At 67.4% G+C, this 10,576-nt stretch carries 11 protein-coding genes; 5 read left to right on the plus strand and 6 right to left on the minus strand.

Features of this window, described 5'->3' with window-relative positions:
* Positions 1-145 precede the first annotated feature (145 nt).
* The 5 genes from QX204_RS21610 (at position 146) to QX204_RS21630 (ending at position 6,795) form a co-directional block, all read left to right on the plus strand.
* The gene (locus QX204_RS21610) at positions 146-1,090 is read left to right on the plus strand and encodes a PAC2 family protein (protein ID WP_301901854.1); all 945 of its coding nucleotides are present in this window, start codon (positions 146-148) and stop codon (positions 1,088-1,090) included.
* Positions 1,091-1,182: 92 nt separating this feature from the next.
* Positions 1,183-3,681 carry a DEAD/DEAH box helicase gene (locus QX204_RS21615; RefSeq protein ID WP_301901856.1) on the plus strand — a complete coding sequence of 833 codons (2,499 nt, stop codon included), beginning with the start codon at positions 1,183-1,185 and terminating at the stop codon, positions 3,679-3,681.
* 103 nt (positions 3,682-3,784) lie between these two features.
* Positions 3,785-4,888, plus strand: coding sequence for a type III PLP-dependent enzyme (locus QX204_RS21620; protein WP_301901857.1), 1,104 nt, complete (start codon positions 3,785-3,787; stop codon positions 4,886-4,888).
* Between the two features lie 8 nt (positions 4,889-4,896).
* Positions 4,897-6,102, plus strand: coding sequence for an adenosylmethionine decarboxylase (speD, locus tag QX204_RS21625; RefSeq protein WP_056811305.1), 1,206 nt, complete (start codon positions 4,897-4,899; stop codon positions 6,100-6,102).
* 135 nt (positions 6,103-6,237) lie between these two features.
* On the plus strand, positions 6,238-6,795 hold the full coding sequence (locus QX204_RS21630; protein WP_301901858.1) for a hypothetical protein: 558 nt from the start codon (positions 6,238-6,240) through the stop codon (positions 6,793-6,795).
* Positions 6,796-6,835: 40 nt separating this feature from the next.
* On the opposite strand, the gene QX204_RS21635 is transcribed toward QX204_RS21630, so the two are convergent.
* The 6 genes from QX204_RS21635 to QX204_RS21660 all read right to left on the minus strand — a co-directional run bounded on the left by QX204_RS21635 (position 6,836) and on the right by QX204_RS21660 (position 10,437).
* Positions 6,836-7,048 (minus strand): tautomerase family protein, encoded by a 213-nt coding sequence (locus tag QX204_RS21635; RefSeq protein WP_301901859.1) that lies wholly within the window; start codon positions 7,046-7,048, stop codon positions 6,836-6,838.
* 96 nt (positions 7,049-7,144) lie between these two features.
* Complete coding sequence (locus QX204_RS21640; protein ID WP_301901860.1) at positions 7,145-7,885, minus strand: SDR family NAD(P)-dependent oxidoreductase; 741 nt, start codon at positions 7,883-7,885, stop codon at positions 7,145-7,147.
* A 78-nt stretch (positions 7,886-7,963) separates the two neighbouring features.
* A complete protein-coding gene (locus tag QX204_RS21645; protein ID WP_301901861.1) occupies positions 7,964-8,554 on the minus strand; it encodes a TetR/AcrR family transcriptional regulator in 591 nt (196 codons plus the stop codon).
* Positions 8,555-8,614: 60 nt separating this feature from the next.
* Positions 8,615-9,217, minus strand: coding sequence for an energy-coupling factor transporter transmembrane component T family protein (locus QX204_RS21650; protein ID WP_301901863.1), 603 nt, complete (start codon positions 9,215-9,217; stop codon positions 8,615-8,617).
* A complete protein-coding gene (locus QX204_RS21655) occupies positions 9,214-9,894 on the minus strand; it encodes an energy-coupling factor ABC transporter ATP-binding protein (RefSeq protein WP_301901864.1) in 681 nt (226 codons plus the stop codon). Before QX204_RS21655 ends, QX204_RS21650 begins: the two co-directional genes overlap by 4 nt.
* A gap of 12 nt (positions 9,895-9,906) precedes the next feature.
* On the minus strand, positions 9,907-10,437 hold the full coding sequence (locus QX204_RS21660) for a biotin transporter BioY (protein ID WP_056815568.1): 531 nt from the start codon (positions 10,435-10,437) through the stop codon (positions 9,907-9,909).
* Between the last annotated feature and the right edge of the window lie 139 nt (positions 10,438-10,576).

Consider the following 10,576-nt stretch of genomic DNA (forward strand, 5'->3'; position numbering starts at 1 on the left):
GGGAATGCGCGGCGCGTCCATGCTGTTGCCTACCAGGACGAGCCGTCCCCGGCCGTGTGCGACAGCACTGCTCGCGTGGGGGACAATGGAGATCCGCTTCCCCACCCCGCGAGCGATGGTGGACCGCGCAGGAAGGAGAAACGCGATGGATGACCAGTCGCATATGTACGAACTGGAGTTCCCGGCGCCGCAGTTGTCCTCGGACGACGGCGCGGGCCCCGTGCTGGTGCACGGCCTGGAAGGTTTCACCGACGCCGGCCACGCCGTGCGTCTGGCGACGACCCATCTGCGCGAGAGCCTCGAATCGGAACTGGTCGCGTCCTTCGACGTCGACGAGCTGCTCGATTACCGTTCGCGCCGCCCACTGATGACGTTCAAGACCGATCATTTCGCCGATTACGCCGAGCCGGAACTGAACCTGTGGGCGCTGCGCGACACCGCGGGCACCCCGTTCCTGCTGCTCTCGGGCCTGGAACCGGATCTGCGCTGGGAGAAGTTCACCACCGCGGTGCGGCTGCTGGCCGAACAGCTCGGCGTGCGCCGCACGATCGGCCTCTCGGCGATTCCGATGGCGATCCCGCACACGCGTCCGCTCGGCGTCACCGCGCATTCCTCGGACCGCTCGCTGATCGGCGAGCACCAGCGCTGGCCGGGCGAGTTGCAGGTGCCGGGCAGCGCGTCCTCGCTGCTCGAGTACCGGATGGCTCAGCACGGCCACGAGTCGCTCGGGTTCTCGGTGCACGTGCCGCACTACCTGGCTCAGACCGACTACCCCGAAGCCGCGCAGACGCTGCTGGAGAACTTCGCCGACAACGCGGGCCTGGACCTGCCGCTCTCGGCGCTGGGTGAGGCGGCCGCGCGGGTGCGCGAGCAGGTCGCCGAGCACATCGCGGGCAATGAGGAGGTGGAGACGGTCGTCACAGCGCTGGAACGCCAATACGACAGCTTCGTCACCGCCCAGGAACGCCAGTCCAGCCTGCTGGCTGCCGACGGTGAACTACCCAGCGGTGAGGAGCTCGGGGCGGAGTTCGAGCGCTTCCTGGCCGAGCAGGGTGGTTACGACGACACCTCCGACGACGGTAAGGCCTGACCCACCGGACCGACTAGGCGTACCTGCGCCTTCGCTATGGCCCTGCGCGGCCGACGAGGGCTTCGCCCGCCGCGCAGACTAGGGTTGTCGGAGTGGATCTGACCGACCTACTCGAAATTCCCGGGACCGACGCCGACGCTCTCTACGAGTCGTTCTCGGCGTGGGCCGCCGAGCAGGGCACACCCCTGTATCCAGCGCAGGACGAGGCGCTGATGGAGTTGGCTTCGGGGTCCAATGTCATCCTGTCGACGCCGACCGGCTCCGGAAAGTCGCTGGTGGCGGTCGGCGCGCACCTGTTCGCCATGGCCAACGGGCAGCGCAGCTACTACACCGCGCCGATCAAGGCACTGGTCAGCGAAAAGTTCTTCGCGCTGTGTGAGGTATTCGGCGCGGAGAACGTCGGCATGGTGACCGGCGACGCCGCGGTCAACGCCGACGCCCCGATCATCTGCGCCACCGCGGAGATCCTGGCGAACCTCGCGCTACGCGAGGGCGCGGCGGCCGAGGTCGGCCAGATCGTGATGGACGAGTTCCACTTCTACGCCGACCCCGACCGTGGCTGGGCGTGGCAGGTGCCGATCATCGAACTCCCCCGCGCCCAATTCCTGCTGATGTCGGCGACGTTGGGCGAGGTGGACTTCTTCGCCACCGATCTCGAAACGCGTACCGGCCGCTCGACCACGGTGGTCGCGGGCACCGAACGTCCTGTCCCCCTGACGTTCTCGTACGTGCGCACGCCCATCACCGAAACCCTCGAAGAGCTGGTGACCACCCACCAGGCGCCGGTCTACGTCGTGCACTTCACCCAGGCCGCCGCCCTCGAACGCGCGCAGGCGCTGACGAGCGTGAACTTCGCCTCCCGCGCCGAGAAGGACGCGATCGCCGCCGCCATCGGCGAGTTCCGGTTCGCCTCGGGCTTCGGCAAGACCCTGTCGCGGCTGATCCGCCACGGCATCGGCGTGCACCACGCGGGCATGCTGCCCAAATATCGCCGCTTGGTGGAGAAGCTCGCCCAGGACGGCCTGCTGAAAGTGGTGTGCGGCACCGACACCCTCGGCGTCGGCATCAACGTCCCGATCCGCACGGTGTTGCTCACCGGCCTCACCAAATACGACGGCGTGCGCACCCGCAGGCTCAAAGCCCGCGAGTTCCACCAGATCGCCGGACGCGCCGGGCGCGCGGGCTACGACACCATGGGCACCGTGGTGGTGCAGGCTCCCGAGCACGAGGTGGAGAACACCCGCCTCATCGCCAAGGCGGGCGACGACCCGAAGAAGCAGCGAAAGGTGGTGCGCCGCAAACCGCCCGAGGGTTTCGTCTCGTGGAGCGAGGAGACCTTCGACCGTCTCATCGCCGCCCCGCCCGAGCCGATGGTGTCACGCTTCGCGGTGACCAACTCGATGCTGCTCAACGTGATCGCCCGCCCTGGCAACTGCTTCGCCGCGATGCGTCACCTGCTCGAGGACAACCACGAGCCGCGCGCGGCACAGCGCAAGCACATCCTGCGAGCCCTGCGGCTCTACCGTTCGCTGCGCGATGCCGGTGTGGTGCAACAACTTTCCGAACCCGACGCGAAGGGCCGGATGGCGCGGCTCACCGTCGACCTGCAACGCGATTTCGCGCTCGACCAACCACTGTCGCCGTTCGCGCTGGCCGCGTTCGACCTCCTCGATCGCGAGAGTCCCACCTACACGCTCGATGTCGTCTCCCTGATCGAGGCCACCCTCGAGGACCCGCGCCAGCTGCTGATGGCCCAGCAGCACAAGGCCCGGGGTGTCGCCGTCAACGAGATGAAGGCCGACGGTATCGAATACGAGGAGCGGATGGAGCTCCTGGAGGAAGTCACCTGGCCCAAGCCGCTGGCCGAGCTGATCGATCCGATGTTCGAGACCTACCGGGCCGGGCACCCCTGGGTCTCGGAATTCGCGCCGTCCCCGAAGTCGGTGGTGCGCGACATGATCGAACGCGCGATGACCTTCGCCGAACTGATCTCGCACTACGAACTGACCCGCTCCGAAGGCGTGGTGCTGCGCTACCTCGCCGACGCCTACCGCGCCCTGCGTCGAACCGTGCCCGACGCCGCGCGCACCGAGGATCTCGACGATCTCACCGAATGGCTCGGCGAACTGATCCGTCAGGTCGATTCGAGCCTGCTCGACGAGTGGGAACAGCTCACCAACCCGGGCGCGGAGAACGACGCCCAGCAGGTCGCGTTCGGCGCCGAAACGGTGCGCCCGATCACCGCCAACGAACGCGCCTTCCGGATCATGGTCCGCAACGCGATGTTCCGCCGCGTGGAGCTGGCCTCGCGACGCCGCTGGTACGAACTCGACCAGCTCGGCACCGGACCTGACTGGGCCGACGACTTCGCCCCCTATTTCGACGAGTACGCCACGATCGGCACCGGTCCCGACGCACGCGGCCCCCAGCTGTTCCAGGTGGAGCAGCGGCCCGGTTTCTGGCACGTTCGCCAGGTGCTCGACGACCCCGCGGGCGACCACGGCTGGGCGCTGACGGCGATCGTGGATCTCGAGGAGTCCGACGCCGCGGGCGAGGTCGTGTTCGACGAGGTCACAGTCGCGGCAGGCTGAGTAATACCGACCGACTATGACGAATATGACGAATGTTTGACGGATTCGTTGTTGGGTAGGCGCCGCTGATAGTCTCTCCCGGCCGCCGAGGAGAAAGTTCACCGTGCCCGAATCCCCGTACCTTGTCATCGACCCCGAGCGGGTACGTGCCAACTATCGAACCCTCGATGCCGCCGTCTCCGCAGGCACCCGGATCCGATACGCGGTCAAAGCGGCCCCGGTGGCCGAACTGATCACGCTGCTCGACGACGAGGGCGCCGAATTCGATGTCGCCAGCATCGGCGAGATCGACCAGTGCCTCGACCTCGGCGTCGCGCCCGAGCGGCTCTGCTACGGCAACCCGATCAAGAAGAGCGCCCATATCGCGCGCGCCTTCGCCCTCGGCGTGCGCCGCTACGCCTTCGACACCGAAGACGACCTCGACCGCATCGCCGAGCACGCGCCGGGCTCGGAGGTCGAGTGCCGATTCCTGTCCTCGGCGCCCGAATCGCGGACCCCGTTCGGCACCAAGTTCGGGTGCTCGCCCGCCGAAGCCCTGCGGCTGCTGGTGCGCGCCCGCGATCTGGGCCTGACGGTCGGCGGTCCCTATTTCCACGTCGGCTCCCAGCAGCTCGACCCCGCCGCCTGGCGGATCGGTGTCGAGCAAGCCGGTGAGATCGTCACCGCCTTGGCGGACAAGGACATTCATGTCTCGGCGGTCAATGTGGGTGGCGGTCTGCCGATCTCCTACGCCGACGAGGCCCCCGCACTCGACGCGATCGCGGCCGCCATCACCGGTGCCGCCGCCGAGTTCCTGCCCGCGGCCACCGGCCTGATCGTGGAACCCGGCCGTGCGCTGGTGGGTAACGCGGGCACCGTACACGCCGAGGTCGTCGGCGTGCGTTTCGCGCCGGACGGTCGGCGCTGGGTGTATCTCGACATCGGCCGATACAACGGTATGGCCGAGACCGAGAACGAGTACATCGCTTACCGGTTCGTCACCGATCGCGACGGCGATCCGGTCGACGAGGCGGTGGTCGCGGGTCCGACCTGCGACGGCGACGATGTACTGTATCAACGCACGAAGGTCCTTCTGCCGACCACGTTGCGAGCCGGTGACCGGATTCAGATCCTGCACACCGGCGCCTATACCGCGAGTTATTCGTCGGTGTCCTTCAATGGTTTTCCGCCCTTGACCGTTCATGTCTCGGGCGCTGAGCGAGAGTGAGTTTGCCCATGACGGCGGAATTCACCGGTTGGCACGTGCTGGCCGAGTTCGGTGGCGTCGACACAGCCCTGTGTGACGATCTCGAACGACTCGAATCGGCGTTGCGTGAGTCTCTGATCGCGGCGGGCGTCACCATCTGCGAAGTCGTACATAAAAAGTTCGATCCGCAGGGGGTGACCGTCCTCGCGCTGTTGTCGGAGTCTCACGCCTCGATTCACACTTATCCGGAGTCCGGCGACATCTTCGTCGACGTCTTCACCTGCGGCAGCATCGGTGCGGGCGCGACGAAAGCCGTCGAACTGCTCCGAGACAAGTTGTCCCCCACCACAGTTCGGATGCAGACGGTCCAGCGTGGCCACGGCGCCGAGAAGATCTACGAACCGGTGGGCGACGGCCTGACCCGGATCTGGGATCTGCACGAGGTGATCGTGGATACGAACACCCCGTTCCAGCACATGGTGATCGCGCGCACCGATCAGGGGATCTCCCTGTTCTCCGACGACGATCGTCAGTCCACCGAGTTCTCCCAGGTCACCTACCACGAGGCCATGATGGTCCCGGCGTTCGTGCTGGCGGAGAAGCTCGATCGGGTGCTGATCATCGGTTCCGGTGAGGGTGTGGCCTCGCAGATGTCGGTGGCGGCCGGGGCGACCCTGGTCGACCACGTCGATATCGATCAGCGCGAAGTGGAGCTGTGCGCCGAGCACCTGCCCTACGGCTACACCACCGCCGAGCTCACCGCCGCGGTGAAGCACGAGGGTCCTGTCCACGTGCACTACGCCGACGGCTGGGATTTCCTGGCGAACGCGCAGGCTGCCGGTACCCGCTACGATGTGATCGTCATCGATCTGCCCGACGAGCGCGTCGAGGACGCCCAGCACAACCGCCTCTACGAGTCGGAGTTCCTGTCCCGATGTAAGGCCTTGCTCGCCCCCGGCGGCGTGCTGTCGGCCCAGGCCGGTTGCGCGACGATGTGGCGCAACGAGACGCTGAAACGTTCGTGGGGTCGTTTCCACGAGCAGTTCGCCACCGTGGTCCCCTACGGCAGCGACGAGCACGAGTGGACCTTCCTGTTCGGCCTGAACGAGAAGATCGACGACCCGGTCCGCGGCATGCGCGACCGCCTCGCCCTGCTCCCCTACCGCGCCGAGACCATCGACGCGCGGGCACTGGAGCGCGGCGCGATCGAGCCGTACGCGTTGCGCGACCGGTAAGAATCCGCACCGACAGCGGGCCGGGACGCGTGCTGCGTCCCGGCCCGCTGTCGTGGGTCCGGCGAAACCGGCACCGGCGCGCGCCGCCACTTGGCACCATGCGAGGACCGAGTTTCGACAGAATCGAGTCCGCCCATGAAGCCGACACCGTTGTCCGCGAACGGTCTGATGCCGGTCCGCTACCCCTCCGATCACCGACCCCGCCTCGACGCGTTGTCCGCGGCGGGACTCACCGAATTCCGCAGGTTGTTCGCCGCGGCACCCGATGTGACGGCGGCCGACTTCGCCCGGCTCGACGGTGACGTGACGATGCGCTCGTTCCCCGGATCGGGCGAGCGACTGCTGGGGCCGGCGATGGCTCGACCGTCGTACTTCTGGGTAGCCAAGTCGTTTCGTCACGTGAACGAGGTGGCCGTCGGCCACAATGTCTTTCGCCTTCTCGGCGGCATGCGGGCATTGAATTTCGTCGCCACGGTGGGCGATTCCGTGATCGACGGGCGCGCGGCGGTGCTTTTCGACTACGACGATCCCCGCGTCGGCTCCCGGCGACCGGCGCGGCGGATCTACGACGAACTGCGCGAGATCGAACCGGATCTGTGGCTGGGCCCGAGCTACTTCTCGACGCGGAGCAAGCGAATCTCCATGGGCTGGTTCGCACTCGACGCCTCGGTGCCCCTCGACGGACCCGCCTGAGTCGGTGAGCCGGGCGCGAGATCCCGGCTCACCGATCAACTCAGCCCTGGGCCGCGCGCTCGGCCCGGTACTCGGCGACATTCAGTCCGCCCACACCCCAATCCGTCAGCGGCACTTCGTCGATCACCACGAAGGTCTGGTTCGGATCCTTCCCGAGCACATCGACGAGCAGATCGGTGACGCCCTTGATGAGCTGCGCCTTCTGCTCGGTGGTAACCCCTTCATCGGTGACCTTGATATTCACGTACGGCATGAGCGTGTCCTTTCGATGGGTGCAGCTCTCACAGGATGACCGGAGTTCGGGGCGCTGCGTACCCGAATCCGTTGCGCGGGAGATGTTTTCGCCGACTCAGGCCGCTCGGCCGGAAATGAAGCCGCCGTCGACGGGCAGGATGTGGCCGGTAACGAACTCGGCGTCGGCGAGGTACAGGACGGCCGCAGTGGTTTCGGTGACGTCACCGAGACGGTCCAGGAGGGCGTACCCACCGAACACAGTCTCGTTGGCGGCGGCCAGCAGCGGCGTGCGCACGAAGCCGGGAGCGACGGCATTGACGCGAATGCGGTCGGCAGCCAGTTCGGCCGCCAAACTCGTGGTCAACGCGTGGATCGCGCCCTTGCTGGCCAAGGGCGCGGAGGCGGGGACATCGGCGATCGCGTGCGTGACGAGCACCGTGCCGATATTGACGATGTTGCCGCCCGAACCCTGCTCACGCAGCCGTCGGACCACCGCCTGCGTGGTGAAGTAGGTGCCTTTCAGGTTGCCGTCGAGGTAGCCGGTCAGCTCGTCGGCGGTGACCTCGGTGAACGGCTTCGCGGCGAATGTGCCCGCGTTGTTGACCAGCACATCCACCCCACCGAATCGTTCGACCGCGGCCGCGACCAGGGCCGAGCCCGTCGCGGGCGAGCCGATGTCGCCGACGACGACCGCCGTGCGCTCGGGCGCGCCCAACTCCTCGGCCACCGCCGCGAGCTTCGCGGCATCACGCCCGTTGAGCACGACATTGTCACCGCGCTGGACGAAGGCGCGGGCGACGTCGCGCCCGATTCCGCTGGAGGATCCGGTCACGATGGCCGTCTTGATGGTGGACATGGTGTCTTCCCTTTCATTCGATACGACCGGTCGTCTTGGAATAGACAAGCGGCAACCAGCCGGTCCGCCCGACCCCGATCAGGGCCGGAAGTAGTCGTCCAGCAGACGTTTCAGGCACTTGTGCAGCGGCTCCACGGTGCGCTGCAGCTTCATCCGGATCACGGCGCCCTCCCACGATTCGAGGAGTAGGTCGGCGAGGTCGACCGCGTCGATATCGCCACGCACCGAGCCGTCGGCCTGTGCGGCACGCAATGCGGCCGCGACACTGTCGCGCCAGGCGATCCAGGCACTCGACAGTTCTTCCCGCAGCACCTCACTGCCCTCGAGCTCGGCCGCGAGGTTCGCGAGCAGGCACCCGCCGGTGAAGTCGGTGCGCACGAACTCGGCGGTCTGCCGCGCGAAGAAGACGCGCACGCCACCGAGGGGGTCGGCGGCAGCGCCGAAGGCATCGGCGAGATTGCGTTGGATGCACAGTGAATGGTGCTCGATCACCGCTCGGGCGAATGTCTCTTTGCTGTCGAAGTAGTTGTAGAACGAGCCTTTCGGCACCCCGACCTTGTCGAGCACCTGCTTGATGCCGGTGCCGTGATAGCCGTTGGACAGCAGGTCGGCCGCGCCCTCCTCGATGAGAAGCGCCCTCGTGTCGTCGCTGCGCCGTGGTCGTGCCATGCGAGGAACTATACGACCGGTCGTCTAGTAATGGCAAGCGCACGTCCGCCTTACCCGAACTCAGTCGTCGTCGACGCCGCGTGCGGCCAGCGCCTCGCCCATCGCGTCGGCGGTCCGCAGTGCCCGCACCAGCACCGGTGTGACCAGCGCGGTCGCCGACCACGACACTCCGCGCGCCCGCCGCGCCTCGCCGACGTCGTGGACGATCTGCGCCAGCAACGGAACGCACCGAATCGCCAGCGCGAGAAGCAGACTCACCTTCTCCGGGTTCACGCCGACGCGACGCAGCGGGCCCAGTGCGCGAGTCAGCGCGTCGAGCATCGCGGTGACCCGCGTGGTCACCGTGACCAGTGCCGCGAGGGCCACCGACACGAGCAACACCCCACACACCACCACGGCTCGCTGCGGTGAGGTGGTGAGCAACTGGAACACCCCGATGATCGCGGTCATCCACAGCACCGGGCGCACCTGGGCGAAGGCCACCCGCCAGGAGACACGGGCGAGCGCGAACAGGCCGACTACTGCCGCCACGGCGACCAGCACGCCGAGCGGGCCACGGACGAATACCGTCATCGCCAGGATCGAGACCAGCAACAGCGCCAGCTTCACTCCGGCGGGCAGCCGGTGCAGCAGCGAGTCGCCGGGGCAATACAGGCCGATCATTCGATCAGTTGCCGATACGCGTCGATCGCCGCCGCCGGGGGGCCGTCGAAGACCACGCAACCGTTGTCCAGCACCACGACTCGATCGAATCCGTCGAGTAATCCCAGCTGGTGGGTTACCACGATCACCTGCTGGTCCAGGGAGTTCAGCGCCTGCGATACCCGCCGCGCGTTGCGCAGATCGAGCAGCGTGGTCGGTTCGTCGGCGACGATCACCTCGGGCTCGCGGATCAGCGCGGAACCGATGGCCAGCAACTGTTTCTGCCCGCCGGAGAGCAGGTGCGCCGGATGGTCGGTGTGCGCGGCGAGGCCGAAGCGGTCGAGCATGCGCTGCACGCGGGCCGCGATCTCGGCCTTGCTCAGACCGCTGCGGCGCAGCGAGAACGCGAGGTCTTCGGCGACCGTCGGCATCACGATCTGGGTGTCGGGGTCGGTGAAGACGAAGCCGACCTTGCGTCGCACCTGCGCACCCTTGCGGGCGACGTCGAGCCCGTCGACGCTCACCGTGCCGGTGGTCGGCTTCAGCAGTCCGTTGAGCATGCGGGCCAGCGTCGATTTGCCCGACCCGTTGGCGCCGATGAATCCGACCCGGCGTTCGGTGATCCGCAGATCGATATCGCGCAGCACGGTCCGATCACCGAAGCGGTGACCCACCGCCTCGACGACGATCTCGCTCACGACGGTCGGCGATCAGGCACGGATCAGCCCGGGATAGGCGCGATGCACGCCCTTCGCGACGACCGTGGCGATCACGACCTTGGCCAGATCGCCGGGCACGAAGGCGAAGTTGGTCGACACCGCCGCCCACGGGCTGAGATCGGTGCGCACGAGCAGGCCGGCGGTGCCGAACAGATAGATGATCACGATGCCGCCGAGGGCGTTGATCAGCAGGCCGAGCACGATCGGATACTTCGGCAGGATCATCGCGGTGAGCAGCCCGATGACCAGCGTCGCCGGGATCCAGCCGATCAGATAGCCGGCCGTCGGCGACGCCAGCGCGGTGAGGCCGGTGCGGCCGCCGGAGAGCAGGGGCAGCCCGATCATGGTCAGCGCGATGAACACCGCCACCGCGGCCGTGCCCTTGCGGGCGCCGAGGATCGCACCGGTGAGGATCACCCCGAGCGTCTGCAGCGTGATCGGCACCCCGCTGAACCCGACGGTGATCGCACCGGGCAGGCCGAGGGCGGCGATCAGGGCCGCGAACACCGCGATCTGCGCCATGTCCCGTGCGGTGAATCCGGTTGCCCGCTTCGGGGATTTCTCGACTTCGGGCACGGCAGACATCCTTCGCTACATCATTGAACGACGTTCAAAATAGCAGGCGACCAGGTAGGTGTCGCACGCGCAGGCACCGAACCGG

The sequence above is a fragment of the Nocardia sp. PE-7 genome, assembly GCF_030486425.1.
In the GTDB taxonomy this organism is placed as follows: Bacteria; Actinomycetota; Actinomycetes; order Mycobacteriales; family Mycobacteriaceae; genus Nocardia; species Nocardia salmonicida_A.

What these genes read in the sequence shown, in the direction of transcription:
- QX204_RS21610 (WP_301901854.1), top strand. Translation starts at nt 146, where the DNA reads ATGGATGACCAGTCGCATATGTACGAACTGGAGTTCCCGGCGCCGCAG.
- QX204_RS21650 (WP_301901863.1), bottom strand. Translation starts at nt 9,217, where the DNA reads ATGATCGGCCTGTATTGCCCCGGCGACTCGCTGCTGCACCGGCTGCCC.
- QX204_RS21640 (WP_301901860.1), bottom strand. Translation starts at nt 7,885, where the DNA reads ATGTCCACCATCAAGACGGCCATCGTGACCGGATCCTCCAGCGGAATC.
- QX204_RS21635 (WP_301901859.1), bottom strand. Translation starts at nt 7,048, where the DNA reads ATGCCGTACGTGAATATCAAGGTCACCGATGAAGGGGTTACCACCGAG.
- QX204_RS21630 (WP_301901858.1), top strand. Translation starts at nt 6,238, where the DNA reads ATGAAGCCGACACCGTTGTCCGCGAACGGTCTGATGCCGGTCCGCTAC.
- QX204_RS21660 (WP_056815568.1), bottom strand. Translation starts at nt 10,437, where the DNA reads ATGGCGCAGATCGCGGTGTTCGCGGCCCTGATCGCCGCCCTCGGCCTG.
- QX204_RS21645 (WP_301901861.1), bottom strand. Translation starts at nt 8,554, where the DNA reads ATGGCACGACCACGGCGCAGCGACGACACGAGGGCGCTTCTCATCGAG.
- speD (WP_056811305.1), top strand. Translation starts at nt 4,897, where the DNA reads ATGACGGCGGAATTCACCGGTTGGCACGTGCTGGCCGAGTTCGGTGGC.